A 15,884-nucleotide genomic window follows, 5' to 3' on the forward strand; every position below is an offset into this window, starting at 1 on the left:
GTCATGACTGCGGCTCCTCGCTTGCCGTGATTCGGGCCAGCACCTGGCCTACCTTCACCTGCTCGCCGGCGTCGACGAGCAGGTCGACCACGCCGTCGACCGGCGCGGAAAGTGCGTGTTCCATCTTCATCGCTTCCACGGTGACCACGACGGTCCCGGCGGTCACGGTGGCGCCGTCAGCGACACCGACGGCCACCACGGCGCCGGGCATCGGGCTGGTCAGCTCCGCGTCGCCGGCGTGGGCGTCCTGGGGTCGCACCGGAGCTTCCCGGACCTCCTCGATCACCGTCACCCGGCCCGCGCCGGCCAGCCACACCTGATCGCCGTTCGCGGATACCAGATACTCGGTGCGCAGCCCGTCGAGCGTGACCGCAAGTCTGTCACCATCCAGTGTTGCAGCCAGCGAACGGTTTTGGTCACCCTCGACGGCCGCGGTGGCCGCCGTCGGCACACCGGCCAGTGACACATGGTCGGTGCGGTCGCCGGCCCGTAGCCGCGTCGTGATGGGCGCGCACCCGGCGATGCGCCACCCCGAGGGCACCTCCCACGGACTTCGCGCCGTGGCCGGCCAGTGGCACAGCCAGCGGTATGCAGCAGCGGCGATGAGCTCCTCGTCCCGGGCCGCAGCCGGCGCGAAGTCGGGCATCCGGCGGTCCAGCAGTCCGGTGTCCAGCCGCCCCGCAACCACATCGGGGTCGGTGAGCAGGAAGCGCAGGAACTCGACGTTGGTGGTCAGGCCCAACACCGCGGTTTCGGCCAGCGCGGCGTCGAGCGCGCGCAGTGCGGTAGGCCGGTCCTGGGCGTGCGCAATGACCTTGGCAAGCATCGGGTCGTAGTCACTGCCCACGACGGTGCCGGTCCGCAGACCCGAGTCCACCCGGATGCCTAGGCCGGCGGGTTCGCGCAACCCCACGACGGTGCCCCCGGTGGGCAGGAACTGCCGACCCGGGTCCTCGGCGTAGACACGGGCTTCGACGGCGTGACCGTTGAGGCGGATGTCGTCCTGGCTGATCGAGAGCTTCTCCCCCGCCGCGATCCGCACCTGGTGCTCGACGAGGTCATATCCGGTCACGAGCTCGGTGACCGGATGCTCGACCTGCAGCCGGGTGTTCATCTCCATGAAGAAGAACTCGTCGGGACGGTCTGCCGAGACGATGAACTCGACCGTTCCGGCACCGGTGTAGTCCACACTGCGCGCGGTGTCGCAGGCCGCCGACCCGATCCGGGCCCGGGTCTGGTCATCGAGCAGCGGCGACGGAGCCTCCTCGATCACCTTCTGGTGGCGACGTTGCAGACTGCATTCCCGCTCACCCAGATGGATGACGTTGCCGTGACGGTCGGCGAGCACCTGCACCTCGATATGGCGCGGGTTGAGGACGAAACGTTCGATGAACAGCGTGTCGTCGCCGAATGCCGAGGCCGCTTCGCGGCGTGCCGAGACCAGGGCGGCGCCCAAGTCGCCGGGGCCGTGCACCACCCGCATTCCCTTGCCCCCACCGCCGGCAGAGGGTTTGACCAGTACTGGGAAACCGACCTCCGAGGCACCGGCGACCAGCTCGTCGTCGGTCAGTCCTGGGCGTGAAATCCCAGGAACAACAGGAACTCCGAACTGCGACACCGCAGCCTTGGCCGAGATCTTGTCCCCCATCGTGCGGATTGCGCCGACCGGCGGCCCGATGAACGTGACCTCGGCGTCACTGAGCGCTGCGGCGAATTGCGCGTTCTCGGAGAGGAATCCATACCCGGGATGGACCGCCTGCGCACCGGTGCGGCGCACCGCGTCCATCAGCGCCTCGATGCTCAGGTAGCTCTGGCGCGCGGGGGCCGGACCGAGGCGGACCGCGACATCGGCCTCGGCCACGTGGCGGGCATCAGCATCGGCATCGCTGAACACCGCCACCGAACGGATGCCCAATGTGCGCAGGGTGCGGATCACCCGACCAGCGATCTCTCCGCGGTTGGCCACCAGCACGGTGTCGAAGAGCTTGTCAGTCATTGCCGATCACATCCTGAAGACGCCGTAGGACACCGGCTCCAGGGGTGCCTGCGCGGTGATGGAGAGGGCCAGTCCCACAACGGTTCTGGTGTCTGCCGGGTCGATCACTCCGTCATCCCAGAGTCGTGCGGTCGAGTAGTACGGATTACCCTGCTCCTCGTACTGGGCACGGATCGGCGCCTTGAAGGCCTCCTCCTGCTCGGCGCTCATGTCACCGCGGACCGTCGCCAGCACCGAGGCGGCCTGTTCACCACCCATCACCGAGATACGGGCGTTGGGCCACATCCACAAAAACCGCGGCGAGTAGGCCCGACCGCACATCGAATAGTTGCCGGCTCCATAGGACCCGCCGATGACCACCGTGAGCTTGGGCACCCGGGCGCAGGCCACGGCGGTGACCATCTTGGCGCCGTGTTTGGCGATGCCGCCGGCCTCGTAGTCCCGCCCGACCATGAAGCCGCTGATGTTCTGCAGGAACAGTAGCGGAACCATCCGCTTGTCACACAGCTCGATGAAATGTGCTCCCTTGACTGCTGATTCACCGAACAGCACACCGTTGTTGGCGACAATGCCCACAGGATGGCCGTGGATGTGCGCGAACCCGGTGACCAGCGTGGTGCCGTAGGACGCCTTGAACTCCGAGAATTCGCCACCGTCGACGATGCGGGTGATGACCTCGTGGACGTCGTAGGGGACGCGCGGGTCGACCGGGACGACGTCGTAGAGCTCGGCCTGGTCGGCGATCGGGTCCACCGCGGGCGCTACCTGCCAGGGCGGCTCGGCCCGCGGGGCCAGGGTGCCCACGATGTTGCGGACGATCCGCAGCGCGTCACGGTCGTCGTGGGCGAGGTGGTCGGTGACGCCGGAGACCTTCGAGTGCAGGTCGCCACCACCGAGCTCCTCGGCGGTGACGACCTCGCCGGTGGCCGCCTTCACCAAGGGCGGCCCGCCGAGGAAAATGGTGCCCTGGTTGGCGACGATGACGGCCTCATCGCTCATCGCAGGCACATAGGCGCCGCCCGCGGTGCAGGATCCCAGGACGGCTGAGATCTGGGCAATACCGTTGGCGCTCATCGTCGCCTGGTTGTAGAAGATCCGTCCGAAGTGCTCACGGTCGGGAAAGACCTCGTCCTGGCGGGGCAGAAACGCGCCACCGGAGTCGACGAGGTACACGCACGGCAACCGGTTCTGCGCGGCGATCTCCTGAGCGCGCAGGTGTTTCTTCACCGTGATCGGGTAGTAGGTCCCGCCTTTGACGGTGGCATCGTTGGCTACGATCATGACCTCGCGGCCCATCACCCGCCCGATGCCGACGATCATTCCGGCTCCGGGACACTGGTCGTCGTACATGCCGTCGGCGGCCAGCGCCGCGATCTCCAGGAACGGGCTGCCGGAATCGAGCAGGCCGTCGACCCGGTCTCGCGGTAACAGTTTGCCCCGGCTGATGTGCCGCTCACGCGCGCGTGCCGGCCCGCCGAGAGCGGCAACGGCCAACTTGGTTCGCAACTGTTCAACCAGCGCGACATGATCGTCACGGTATGCGGCCCGCGCTGCCATCCGGTCACCCATTCCGATTGAGTTAATGACGACTAACTGGGTGGTATGTTAATCATCACTAACTGCAGATGTCCACCACCGGCCGGAGGCGCACATGACCACCACCGATGCCGCGTCCCCGCGCAGTAGGGCCAAGTCCGACCGGCGCAGCCAGCTGATCGCCGCAGCCGAACGGCTGATCGCCGAATCCGGTTATCTGGCGGTCCGGCTGGAAGACATCGGCGCCGCAGCCGGGGTCAGCGGGCCCGCCATCTACCGGCACTTCCCGAACAAAGAGGCGTTACTGACCGAGTTGCTGGTCGGCATCAGCACCAGGCTGCTCGCCGGCGCCACCGACGTGGTGGCGCGGACCGCGGATGCCGAGTCCGCGTTGGCGTCGTTGATCGACTTCCATCTGGACTTCGCACTCGGTGAATCGGACCTAATCCGGATCCAGGATAGGGATCTGAACAACCTTCCGCCGGGCGCCAAGCGTCAGGTACGTCGCGCACAGCGACAGTACGTGGAACTCTGGGTCGGCGTACTGCGCCGGCGCACGGACGAGGTCTCCGAGTCCGAGGCACGACTGATGGCTCATGCCGCGTTCGGGTTGCTCAATTCGACCGCGCACAGCGTCAAACCCGGTACCAACAAAGCGGCCGAGGCCAGCACGCGAACCGTCCTGAGAGCAATGACGGTCGCCGCGCTGACCTCGGCCGAGATGCCGAGGTAGGGGCTAGTACCAGGCTTTTCTGCCGCCGACCGGACGGCCGACCGAGCCCAGGATCCAGAACACCGCACCGATGACGAGCAGTACGACACCGATGTAGGTCAGGATCGACATTCCGAACAAGAGACCCAGGATCAGCAGGATCGCGCCCAGGACGATCATGGTCACTCCATTCTGTGATTCGATCTAGTCAGCGGATTACTGGCTAGGTTGCGGGACTTGACAATCGGTGACTTGAGGATTGACACCCGCGTAATTCAGCGGTCCGGCAACCACTGTCAGAGCGATGCTCCCCGCGGTGGCGCAGTTGGCCTCACCACCGCTGAAGTAGTCGCGCTGATAGGCCGCGAAAACGCCGATCAACAACCAGACGAGAACGATGACGCCGAGAATTCCTCGCATGCCGTACTCCTCCGTCCGCACACCGTGGGTGGCGCGCAGGAAGGTTTTACCCGGAAGACAATTCGGATAAACCAAGATCATCTCAGCGTGCGAAAGCCTCGGTCAGCCACGCGGTCATTTCCTTGAGCAACATCGCGCGATTCTCGCGCTTGTCGATCTCGTGCCCATCGTCGTCGAACAGCAACAGCGACGTGTGCCGACCGTGCTCGACGAGAACCTCGTACATCTGCTGCGACTCGGTCGGCGGGACGTTGGTGTCGTTGAGCCCATGAACGAGCAACAGCGGTGCGGTGATCGCGCCGGCGCGTGGCAACGGTGAGAGCTGTTCGAGCAGATCTCGATCGCTGACCGGGTGACCGTACTTCGGGTAGGCCGCCGCGGCGATCCACTGCTCGGTGGTGCGGTACCAGGTATTGAGATCGCTCATCCCGCAGATGCTGATGCCGGCGGCGAACTGAGCCGGATGGAAGGCCAACGCGGCCTGGGTGAGGTAACCACCGTAGGACCAACCGCAGCAGGCCACCCGCCCTCGGGGGGCGTGGCCGTTGCCGACGAGGAACTGCACCGCGTCGGCCACATCGTCGATGGCGGCGAACCGCTTCTCCCGGTCGTCTGCGTGCATGAACGAGCGACCGAATCCACCCGAGCCGCGCACATTGGGCAGGAAGACCGCGATGCCGGTCTTCAGCAATTCGGGGAAGAACTCGTTGTAGCCGGGCCGACCCTGCCCTTCGGGCCCACCGTGCAGAAACAGCATCGCGCCGATGGTCTCGACATTCGGCGGTGGACGGAACAACCAGCCGGTGAACGTCAACCCGTCGCGCGCGATGACCGTCTCCAGAGTCGGATCGTCGGACACCGGACCGCTACTGGGCTCCCGGTCCACCGGTTCCCACTCCCCGGTCCGCGGATCGACCAGCTCGACGGTGGGAGGCTTGGAAGGTCCCTCCACGGTCAATGCCAGCATGGACCCGCCGGCACTGATGCTCAGCTCGCTGGCGACCATCCCCCCGGGCAACGGGATCGGGTCGTGCAGGGTGTTGTCGATGAGGTCGAGGATCTGTAATTCGCTGGCGCCGTGGATGTTCCACAGGATCGCGACAGTCGACATGTCGTCGGATACGGTGAACTCGTCGAGCTCGTAGCCCGCGCGTTCGGCCACCACCCGGTAAGCCACACCGTCGGCGGTCACGGTGACTTCCAGAAGTCGTGCGTGCTCGGCGCCGTTCTCGCTGCGGATCAGCGCCCGGACGTAACCCTCGGTGCTGTTGATGCCGTACTCGCGGGCCGGTTGATAGAGCTCGGTGATCTCACCCTCCGGACCGGACCGCAATCGCCGCGGGCTGTGGTCGTCGAGGATGAGGCCGGTGTCGGTGGTCGAACCGGGGTCGAAGGGCAGCAGAGCTGTCTCGGTCAGCCCGCGCAGCAGGTTGAGTTCGCGGTATCCGCGAGGTCCGACCCGCACCAGGGACGCGCCACCCCACGCATCGACCAGCCGGCCGCCGGAGCGCCGGTCCAGCACGGTGGTGGTGCCGTCGACCGGATCGATGAGCACCGAACTACCGACCCCGTCGTCGCCGGTCAGGATGGCCGCAACCAAGGTGCCGTCCCAGTTGATCAACTCGGCGGTGCCCTCGACGCCCGACGGCCAATAGTCGATACGCCTCGCATCACGGTCGTCGGGATCTGTTGTGACGACCCAGATCTGGGTGCGAGTACCACCATCTGGCGCCACCTGGCAGGCCAACCAGTGGCCGTCGGCCGAATGCATCACCCTGGTGACCGGGCCCTCGACCGGCAGCTCGACGTCGCGCGAGGAGCTCGCCCGCCACCCCCGCAGGAACCGCTGCACGGCGCGCGGGAACCCGCCGTCGTCGACGAGGTGGGCGAACGCGGTGGCGTCGGGCGACATCGACGCCCCGTAGACCCGACGAACCTGCTGTGCCACGGTCCTCGATTGTGCCTGCTCGGTCCCGTCGGCGCCGACCGGCCCGGCGTGCAGACCGGCCTGGCCGGCCACCCAGGTACCCTGCAGCCATGAGGTGGATATGACGGATTCACCCTCGCGCGGAGACCAATGGCGGCCTCCCGGACGTCAGGATCCGACGCAGGCGTATGGGCCGGACCCGGGTTACCCGGACCCCGCGTACGCCAGCCAGGCCCCCTACGGCCCGGCCTACCAGCATCAGCCGACCGAGCAGCTCCCCTACCCCCCGTACGGATACGACCCGTATGCGACGAATCAGTACTCGCCGCAGGGGTACGGTTCAGAGCCCCCCGATCCCGGCGGCCCGAAGTCCCCGCGCTGGCTGTGGGTGGTCGCCGGCGTCGCGGTGGTGACGGTGGTCGGACTGGTCATCGCGCTGGTGATCGTCAACAGTTCCCGCCAGGAGACGGTGATGGCCCCGGTGCCCTCCCCACCGGAACCCACCTTCACCACCCCGACTCGGCCGGCTCCGACGACCACAACGGCGCCGCGGCGGCCCACCTCCCCTGTGGTGCCGGTGCCGACGGTCCCCACCACGCCCAGAACCACCCCGCCCCCCGGGCCGACCGACACCGTGGTCTACACCGTCAGCGGTACCGGCCGGGCCATCAACATCAGCTATGTCGACTCCAACGGGCTGCTGGGCACCGAGTTCAACGTGATGCTGCCGTGGAGCAAAGAGGTCGCGCTGCCCCAGCCAGGGGCGGACTCGGCCAGCGTCAGCATCATCAACGTGGGACGCGAGGTGACGTGCTCGATCACCGTCGACGGCACCGTCGTGCTGGAACGCACCGGTGCCGGCCTGACGATCTGCAGCGTCGGCCGCTAATCGCGGCGGACATGGGGCGCACGCACGCCCAGCAGCGCGATCAGCCCCAGCACCAGGACCAGCACCAGTCCGAGCAAGCCGGCGCGCTCGCTGTCGAAGATGTCGATGAACAACGAAAACAGCCACGGCGCAAGGAAGGTCGCGGCGCGGCCGACGGTGGTGTACAGACCGAACGCCATGCCCTCTTTGCCATGCGGAGCCATCCGCAGCATCAGCGTGCGCGCCGATGACAGCGTCGGACCGATGAACAGACACAACAGCAGCCCACACACCCAGAAGGCCAGCACTCCCGACAGCGTCCACAGCGTCACACCGATGATGATCATTGCCAACAGCGAGCTCACGATGACGCGCTTGGAGCCCACCCGGTCGTCGGCCTGCCCGCCCAGCACCGCGCCCACAGCGGCCACCACGCACGCCGCGACGCCGAACAGCAGAACGTCGGCCTGCGACACCCCGTAGACGGTGACGCCCAGCACCGCGCCGAAGGTGAAGACACCGGCCAGCCCGTCCCGGAAGATCGCGCTGGCACCCAGGTAGTAGACGATGTTGCGGTCGCGGCGCCATTCGGTGCGCAGGTCGGCCCACAGCTTGCGGTAGGCGTTGAGAATCCCGGCCGGCGGGTCCGGCTCAGCGGTGGCGGGTGGACGTACTGTGATCAGCAACGGCAGCGCGAACAACGCAAACCATGCCGCGACCAGCAGCATCGCCGCCCGCACGTTCTGACCGTCGGCGGTGGGCAGTTGCAGCAGACCCCGGGTGTCGCCGTCGCCGGAGACGAAACCGAGGTAGACCACCAGCAGCGCCAACACGCTACCGAAGTAGCCGAACGCCAACCCGAAGCCCGAGATCCGTCCCGAGTTGTGCGGGTTGGACAGCTGGCGCAGCATCGCGTTGTACGGCACAGTGGCCAGCTCACTGCAGGCAGCGGTGCAGGCCAGCAGTACCAGCCCGGGCCACAGGTAATGGTGGTCGTCGCGGATCAGGCTCATCGACGCGGTAAAGATCACCACCAGACCGGTCAGCACCGCCAGGGCCCGGCGTCGACGCGCAGGAACATCGACCCACACGCCGGTCACAGGGGCCAACAACGCCACCACCAGACCGGCGACCGCCAGCGCGCGACCGAGCCAACTCGCCGGGCTGGTATCCCCGGGCAGGTCGTCACCGACGGCTTGGGTCAGGTAGACCGAGAACACGAACGTCACCACGATCGCGTTGATCGCGGTCGCACCGAAATCCCACAGTGCCCACGCCAGGATGCGGGAGGGCAATGCGCGCTCGGCGGACGGCCGGACCAGACGCGGCTCACTCATGGATGCCCACGATATAGTCCGGCCCATGCCAGTACCCGCCCCCAGCGAGGACGCCCGTGCGGTCGTCACCGGCGCATCGCAGAACATCGGCGAAGCGCTGGCCGTAGAGCTGGCCGCCCGCGGTCATCACCTGATCATCACCGCACGTCGGCTCGAGGTGCTCGATGGACTGGCCGCGCGCCTGCGGGAGCAATACGGCGTGACGGTGGAGGTGCGTGCGGTCGACCTGGCCGATCCGGCCGGGCGGGCGCAACTGTGTGACGAGCTGGCCGGTCGCAACATCTCGATCCTGTGCGCGAACGCCGGTACCGCCACCTTCGGCCCGGTAGCCGCGCTGGACTCCGCCGAGGAACGAAAGCAGGTGCAGCTCAACGTTCTCGGCGTCCACGATCTGGTGCTGGCGGTCCTGCCCGGTATGGTCGAGCGGCGCGCGGGCGGCATCCTGATCTCGGGTTCGGCTGCCGGCAACTCACCGATTCCGAACAACGCGACCTATGCCGCCACCAAGGCGTTCGTCAACACATTCAGTGAATCTCTGCGCGGTGAGCTGAAATCAGCTGGCGTGCACGTGACGGTGCTGGCCCCGGGACCGGTGCGCACCGAGCTACCGGACCCCGACGAGCAGTCGATCGTGGAGCGCCTCATCCCGGACTTCCTGTGGATCGACACCCGATACACCGCCAAGGTGTCGCTCGATGGTCTGGACCGCAACAAGATGCGCGTGGTCCCGGGCCTGACGTCCAAAGCGATGTCGGCAGCCAGTGGCTACGCGCCCCGCGCCATCGTCGCGCCGATCGTCGGGGCGGTGTACAAGAAGCTCGGCGGCGACTGACAGCCCGCGTCAGCGACGGCGGCGCCGGCCGGTTCCGAAAATGCTGCGGGTGATCTCACGGCCGATCACCGTGCCCGCCGAACGCATCGCGCTCTTGAACGCGGGGCTGTCCATCACCTTGTCCAGCAGACCGGGCCCGTCCGGGGCCGGCGCGGGCATCGGTGGCAACTCCCAGGTCGGCGGAGGGTAGATCGGCGGTAGTGTCTCGGTGACCGGCGGCGGCTCGAGTTTGGCGGCCAGCCGCTCATAGGCCGACTCGCGGTCGATGGTCGGCCCGTAGCGCGCCTGCAACGGGCTGGCCTGTGCCGCAGCGGCGATCGCCTCGGGGCCGATGGTGTCCATCAGCGACCGCGGTGCTCGCATCCGCGTCCACGCCACCGGCGTCGGGACGCCCTTTTCCGAAAGCACGGTGACGACGGCCTCACCGATGCCCAGCGACGTCAGCGCCGACTCCAGGTCATAGACATCGGTTTTCGGGTAGGTCCGCACCGTCTTCGACAGCGCCGCCTGGTCATCGGGAGTGAACGCGCGCAGGGCGTGCTGGACGCGCGCCCCGAGCTGGCTGAGCACCGCTTTCGGGATGTCGGTGGGCAACTGGGTGCAGAACAGCACGCCGACACCCTTGGACCGAATCAGTTTGACCGTCTGCTCGACCTGCTCGAGGAATGCCTTTGACGCATCGGCGAACAGCAGGTGCGCTTCGTCGAAGACGAACACCAGCTTCGGTTTGTCGATATCGCCGACTTCGGGCAGCGAGGTGAACAGATCGGCCAGCACCCACATCAGAAATGTGGAGAACATCACCGGACGGGTGGCCTGGCTGCCGAGCTCGAGCAGCGTGATGACCCCGCGTCCGGACTCCTCGACGCGCAGCAGGTCTTCGGGTTCGAGTTCGGGTTCGCCGAAGAACGTGTCGGCGCCTTCGGCCTCCAGATTGACCAGCGCGCGCAGGATCACCCCGGCAGTGGTGGTCGAGACCGCGCCCAGGGCCTTCAGCTGTGGCTTGCCCTCGTCGCTGGTCAGGAACTGGATCACCGACCGCAGGTCCTTCACATCCAGCAGCGGCAGGCCCTGCCGATCGGCCCAGTGGAAGATCAGTCCCAATGTCGACTCCTGAGTCTTGTTCAGGCCCAGGACTTTCGACAGCAGGATCGGCCCGAAGCTACTGATTGTGGCGCGCACCGGCACACCCACGCCGTCAGTTCCCAGGGACAGGAACTCGACCGGGAACGCCGTCGGGCGCCAGTCATCGGCGGTGTCGGCGGCCCGTCGGACGATCGCGTCGTTGCCCGCAGCGGCGCATGAGAGGCCCGACAAGTCGCCTTTGACATCGGCCATCAGCACCGGCACGCCCGCCGTCGACAGCTGCTCGGCGATCACTTGCAGCGACTTCGTCTTGCCGGTACCGGTCGCGCCGGCGACCAACCCGTGCCGATTGAGTGTGGACAACGGAATGCGGACCCGCGCGCTCGGATCACACACCCCGTCGACGACCACCGACCCCAGCTCCAGCACCGCACCCTCGGCGGCGTAACCAGCGGCGATCTGGGCGGCGGGCTCGGCCGCGGCATCCGTCGTCATGGATCGCACCCTACTGCGACGATGGCGCGAATCGGCAGGTGTCGTGCGCCGCCGCAGCGGTGGAGGCTTAATGTGGAGCGCTGTGCGCGATGAACTTGTGTGGATCGACTGCGAGATGACCGGTCTGGACCTCACGTCCGACCGCTTGATCGAGATCGCGGTGCTGGTGACCGACTCGGAGCTCAACATTCTCGGTGATGGCCTCGACGTGGTCATCAACGCCCCGGAGGACTCGCTGACGTCGATGATCGACATCGTCGCGCAGATGCACTCCAAATCTGGGCTGATCGATGAGGTGCGGGCCTCGACCGTGGACATGGCCACCGCCGAGACGATGGTGCTGGACTACATTCGCGAGCACGTCAAACAGGCCAAGACCGCGCCCCTGGCCGGCAATTCGATTGCCACCGACCGCGGCTTCATCGCCCGTGACATGCCCAAGCTCGACGACTACCTGCATTACCGGATGATCGACGTGAGCTCCATCAAAGAACTGTGCCGGCGCTGGTATCCGCGGATCTACTTCGGCCAGCCGGAGAAGGGTCTGGCCCACCGCGCGCTGGCCGACATCCACGAATCGATTCGTGAGTTGCGTTACTACCGCCAGACCGCGTTCGTCGACCCACCCGGGCCTTCCACCAGCGAAATCGCGGCGGTCGCGGCTGAACTCGGGCCGTCGGCGACGACCGATTCCGAGGCTGATTCGAACTCGCAGCGCTCCAGCGGCTAGTATGGCGAGGCCGCTCACGCGGCGATGGTGGCTGTAGTTCAGTTGGTAGAGCACCAGGTTGTGATCCTGGGGGTCGCGGGTTCAAGTCCCGTCAGCCACCCTGCAGGTGGGAGGGTATTTTTACCCTCCCACCATTTGCGTTCTGGAGAGCCGTTGCAACCTTGTTGCAACCTTCGATATCGACGCCGGATACCCTTGCAGGTCGGCTTTTGGACCGCACTCGCGTCTCGGCCCCTCCGGACGGTTAGCGTGTCGTCGAACTAGGGATGTCCGATGCGGGCTACCGCCGGTGTGGGCCGTAGGTGCCCCAGCCGTTCATATGGGGTTCGAGATCGTTGTGGTTGGCGGACGTTACGCGGAGTAGACGTAGCGACCCGTTGATCGGATCGGTGCTATCAGCGTGCTTCCGGATCCAGGCGGACCAACTCTGATGGTCTGTAACGTTGAATTAGTTTGCCAACTTGGGACGTGTGCGTGCAACCGTTCACCAAGGCCGAAGAGGGGCGCGTCGTGGCTTGCAGTGTTCGGGATGAACAGCGTTCCCCGCCCGTAATGAAGCCTCTAAAACTATCGCGGGTTGCGTAATCCTCACCCCTCACAAACTGAGCGGGGAGTCGCCAGACCCGGGAGAAATGGCATACAGTTAGCCGGGCAGCGTGTTATCGATATCTCCCTTAATAAGCCAACTCGTGAGGTCGGACAAAAACGCAAACTCGTTCTCCGTCACAGCGCTACCAGCGTCACGGCGACCAACATGATGCGTTTTCTTACGAATCTCGTTGAGTCGACTCAACCATGACGTCCGTTCTTTCCAACCCCCTTTGGCGTGCTCCTCGCCCGGCTTCGTATATTGCTTCTCGAATAGAGTCTTCCATTGCTCGTTGCTGAATCGCATTATCTTTTGGTAATCCACTAGATAAAGACAATCCCACTCCTCAACCTCAGCACCGGGTTCAGCGTCAATGTTCTTCTCCAACGCCCGTTGCCCTGCATCCCTACGGACATCACGGGGTACGCCGCGTTTCAACCAATCACCCTCGTAAGCTCGCTCCAGTTGGTTGCGAACGTCTTCTTTAAGAAACTCTTCAAGAGCCTGAATCATCGCAAACGCTTCATTATTGAACTGTCGCGTCTCATCCTTCAGGTATTCGCTGAGGCCTGGCGGATCGAAGTCAGGACGGGATTCACGAATCGCTAGCTGCAACGCTCTCCATAGTTTCTTTGATCCTCCTGAACCGTATGACCTCTTGAATACTTGGGCGTCCTCTGGAGAAACTCCTTGGAGATACTCGATCATCGGGTCCAAATAGTACGACGTATGCGCAGCCAGTTCGCGGCTGTCCATAGTTTGCGGCTTGAAATCTGGATCTGTGTCGACCAGATGGTCAGTAATGTCACTGATAACTGACAGAATCGCCTCGACTCCGTTGTTTACGAATACAAACCCGCCCTCTTGTCCCCCGATCGACCACTGATCTGGGAGTGCATCTCTCACAAAACCCATACACTCGGCAAGGTACGTCGACAGTGGCTTGTAAGTCGCGTCATTTGATCCGCGGTAGAAAGTTCCGTTACGGACGATTGAAGACTTTCTGAACTCGCCAATCAGATTGCCTTTGTCCAAGCCGCGCTTGATCGCTTCGAGAGTGATGCATCGGAGTTCTGTTCTCGCATCTTCACCTACCACCACACGTGACTTCAGCGGAGAGCTGTTATGTTCACCCATAAACTGCGCTATCTTCAGCTTTAACGCTCGAGCACTCTCAGTAAGGTCCGCCGAGTTCCAGAGTAGTTCGACATCTAGAGTGTTCCTCAAGTTTTTCGGCACTGCTTTTTGATTCTCGTTAATATCCATAAAGAAACGGACCTGTTCCTTTTGGGGCAGATTGACGAACGCAATCACGGGAATTAGGTCTGTCTCAGCTTGAGGTAAGCCAGCGTATCCGTATAACCGATGCTGACCATCAATTATGTAGGCCGATTGGTAGTTTCTTGGGAGGTGCAGAAGCCCCGCAGCGAAACTACCGCCTCCACTCCCCTTTAGATCGAACTGCAAGTCTCTACGCCCAGACTTAATACTGATAATTATCGAGTTAGGAAAAACGCCACCCGTCTGCACGAAATCGCGCACTTTCCGCAATCGAGCCTTTTGAAGTATTCGCTGATAGGTAGGCAGCATATCGTTGTGAGCATGATGCCGATGGAGGATATATCCGATTTTTAGTAGCACAGCTGGCTGGATTGCAAATGAGTAGTACTTGTACGGCCCCATGGAGGCCCGCACGGCGGGAACTGCTATTTCCAAACCCGGTACTTTAGTGCCTGCCAGTATGGCACCCAGCAATTGGAATCTCGCAGCAGTACCGAGGTGGCCAGCCATTTCGAGATAGTATTCGATCGATTCCTCGTCTAAATGGATGATGTCGGCATTACGTATGCGTTCGGAGGTGTTTTCACTCAGCTGGTAATTTCTCGTCGCGAGGAGAAACTTCACTTTGTGGTCAGGAAACTCCTTCTTGATCGTCTTGAGCAATCCAGGCCGGCGCCCTTGGATCGCTTCCACCTCGTCCTTAAATTGATTATAGGTCTGAGCCTCAGTAGAACGACATTCGATGATGAGGACCACTTCGTCATCTGCCGCGAATACATCGATCTGCTTCTTCTCAGTCGGTAGGTCGCCGTAACTTATCTTGAGATTTCTATCCCGGTTCAGGAAAGTAAAACCCATCTTGGCCATCGTCGCCCAGACCTTGTCTTCGAAGGCTCGGTCATGCGACTTCGGTTTCCGCATCCTGACCGACCTCTTGAGTTTCCGGCCTACGTCGCGGGTCCAACCTTCCTCCAAGTAAGCGGCCTCAAGACTCGGTGAGATTGTTAGTGCGGTGTGGTCCTTTAGACGCTCTGTGGTAGCGCGCTTTATCCCAGAGATGGGCATCAAATGGTCTCTAATTAGGCTCCCTGGTGGGTCATGCTTAGTCAAAGTGCCTAGCCTTCCGCGATATTTGTAAACAAAAATTCCTGCGCTTGTCCGCGGGCGGAAGCTGAGGCGCTTATCGCGCTCTTTCTAGCTACATGTATGTATCGTCCCATATGTCCGAATAACTCGAGAATCGATTCATGAGCTGCGTTTGTGAGAACGTAATACGCACCACGATTGTCGATTTCTTTTATGGTCCTGAGAAGACGTACTTGATCCTCGAAGGCGAACAGACGCTGGTTATATTTGACAAAACCATTGTTGTTGTGTGCCACCGTATAAGGGGGGTCGAGGAACACCAGATCGCGCTCTCTCACCTTCGCTATACATTTTTCGAAGTCTTGGGTTGAAAGAGTTACGTTTCTTAATCGCCGCGATACATTCAGCAAGTGCGCCGTGTCTGGAATCCTGAGATGTTTACGGTGACCATAAGGAACGTTGTAGCGGCCGTTCAGATTCACACGATAGAGGCCATTAAATGAAGTGTGATTTAAATAAATGAAGGCAGCGGCCTGCGAAAGATATCCTCGGGTGCGGGTGCCTCGCACTTGGTAGTAGTGTTCCGCGGTGTTCGGATGCGACAGCAGCCTCGTCGCGATTCCGCTCGGGTTACGGGCAACGGCCTCGTAGGTCGATATCAACTCCGAATTAAGGTCAGACAGGTATGCGTGACGCTGGGGGTTCAGGGCAAAGAAGATCGAACCGGCCCCCAGGAACGGTTCGTGGTAATTCCTGTAGTCCAGCCCTCCCACGAGATCCTGAACGATGGGCGCTAGCCATCGTTTGCCGCCGGCCCAACGTAGGAATGGGCTAACGACTTCACTAGAAACCCCCGACACCGGGCGATCGTATCCTGCCCTGCCGACACGTCACCTGATCTAATTATGCGTGTCACGTGCGGTTTTAGTCGGGAGGCGGCTCCGCCTACCGTCTCTCAGCCATGCGTCGGCCTGATACCGGCCGTTGTG

13 protein-coding genes and 1 tRNA gene are annotated in these 15,884 nt (G+C 63.4%); 5 read left to right on the top strand and 9 right to left on the bottom strand.

Annotation, left to right across the window (positions count from 1 at the left end):
• Nucleotide 1 precedes the first annotated feature (1 nt).
• Entirely contained in the window at nt 2–1,996 is a 1,995-nt protein-coding gene (locus KXD98_RS17100) for an acetyl/propionyl/methylcrotonyl-CoA carboxylase subunit alpha (protein ID WP_260759553.1), read from the bottom strand.
• Nucleotides 1,997–2,002: 6 nt separating this feature from the next.
• Nucleotides 2,003–3,553, bottom strand: a complete 1,551-nt coding sequence (locus KXD98_RS17105; RefSeq protein ID WP_260759554.1) for a carboxyl transferase domain-containing protein — start codon at nt 3,551–3,553, stop codon at nt 2,003–2,005.
• A 94-nt stretch (nt 3,554–3,647) separates the two neighbouring features.
• Between KXD98_RS17105 and KXD98_RS17110 the strand changes: the two genes are divergently transcribed.
• Entirely contained in the window at nt 3,648–4,265 is a 618-nt protein-coding gene (locus KXD98_RS17110) for a TetR/AcrR family transcriptional regulator (protein ID WP_260759555.1), read from the top strand.
• Between the two features lie 3 nt (nt 4,266–4,268).
• Here KXD98_RS17110 and KXD98_RS17115 read toward each other — a convergent pair whose 3' ends face one another.
• The 3 genes from KXD98_RS17115 to KXD98_RS17125 form a co-directional block, all read right to left on the bottom strand.
• Nucleotides 4,269–4,424 (bottom strand): DUF6131 family protein, encoded by a 156-nt coding sequence (locus KXD98_RS17115; protein WP_260759556.1) that lies wholly within the window; start codon nt 4,422–4,424, stop codon nt 4,269–4,271.
• A gap of 36 nt (nt 4,425–4,460) precedes the next feature.
• On the bottom strand, nt 4,461–4,664 hold the full coding sequence (locus KXD98_RS17120; protein ID WP_260765260.1) for a hypothetical protein: 204 nt from the start codon (nt 4,662–4,664) through the stop codon (nt 4,461–4,463).
• An 82-nt stretch (nt 4,665–4,746) separates the two neighbouring features.
• Nucleotides 4,747–6,576, bottom strand: a complete 1,830-nt coding sequence (locus KXD98_RS17125) for a S9 family peptidase (protein WP_260765261.1) — start codon at nt 6,574–6,576, stop codon at nt 4,747–4,749.
• 136 nt (nt 6,577–6,712) lie between these two features.
• Here KXD98_RS17125 and KXD98_RS17130 point away from each other — a divergent pair, with 136 nt between their 5' ends.
• Nucleotides 6,713–7,480 (top strand): MmpS family protein, encoded by a 768-nt coding sequence (locus KXD98_RS17130; RefSeq protein ID WP_260759558.1) that lies wholly within the window; start codon nt 6,713–6,715, stop codon nt 7,478–7,480.
• On the opposite strand, the gene KXD98_RS17135 is transcribed toward KXD98_RS17130, so the two are convergent.
• Nucleotides 7,477–8,796, bottom strand: a complete 1,320-nt coding sequence (locus tag KXD98_RS17135; protein ID WP_260759559.1) for an MFS transporter — start codon at nt 8,794–8,796, stop codon at nt 7,477–7,479. The two genes, KXD98_RS17130 and KXD98_RS17135, sit on opposite strands and share 4 nt — an antisense overlap.
• 25 nt (nt 8,797–8,821) lie before the next feature.
• On the opposite strand from KXD98_RS17135, the gene cmrA reads away from it, so the two are divergent.
• Nucleotides 8,822–9,628, top strand: coding sequence for a mycolate reductase (cmrA, locus tag KXD98_RS17140; RefSeq protein ID WP_260759560.1), 807 nt, complete (start codon nt 8,822–8,824; stop codon nt 9,626–9,628).
• 9 nt (nt 9,629–9,637) lie between these two features.
• Here the strand turns inward: cmrA and KXD98_RS17145 are convergent, their stop codons facing one another.
• A complete protein-coding gene (locus KXD98_RS17145) occupies nt 9,638–11,209 on the bottom strand; it encodes a DUF853 domain-containing protein (RefSeq protein WP_260759561.1) in 1,572 nt (523 codons plus the stop codon).
• A gap of 82 nt (nt 11,210–11,291) precedes the next feature.
• On the opposite strand from KXD98_RS17145, the gene orn reads away from it, so the two are divergent.
• The gene (gene orn / locus KXD98_RS17150) at nt 11,292–11,939 is read left to right on the top strand and encodes an oligoribonuclease (protein WP_260759562.1); all 648 of its coding nucleotides are present in this window, start codon (nt 11,292–11,294) and stop codon (nt 11,937–11,939) included.
• 27 nt (nt 11,940–11,966) lie between these two features.
• Nucleotides 11,967–12,039 (top strand) — tRNA-His (locus tag KXD98_RS17155).
• 543 nt (nt 12,040–12,582) lie between these two features.
• On the opposite strand, the gene KXD98_RS17160 is transcribed toward KXD98_RS17155, so the two are convergent.
• Together KXD98_RS17160 and KXD98_RS17165 are read right to left on the bottom strand one after the other, a co-directional pair.
• Nucleotides 12,583–14,730, bottom strand: coding sequence for a DGQHR domain-containing protein (locus KXD98_RS17160; protein ID WP_260759563.1), 2,148 nt, complete (start codon nt 14,728–14,730; stop codon nt 12,583–12,585).
• Nucleotides 14,731–14,924: 194 nt separating this feature from the next.
• Nucleotides 14,925–15,668 (bottom strand): Dam family site-specific DNA-(adenine-N6)-methyltransferase, encoded by a 744-nt coding sequence (locus tag KXD98_RS17165; RefSeq protein WP_260759564.1) that lies wholly within the window; start codon nt 15,666–15,668, stop codon nt 14,925–14,927.
• Nucleotides 15,669–15,884: the final 216 nt, after the last annotated feature.

Source organism: Mycobacterium sp. SMC-4, assembly GCF_025263265.1.
Lineage (GTDB): Bacteria > Actinomycetota > Actinomycetes > Mycobacteriales > Mycobacteriaceae > Mycobacterium.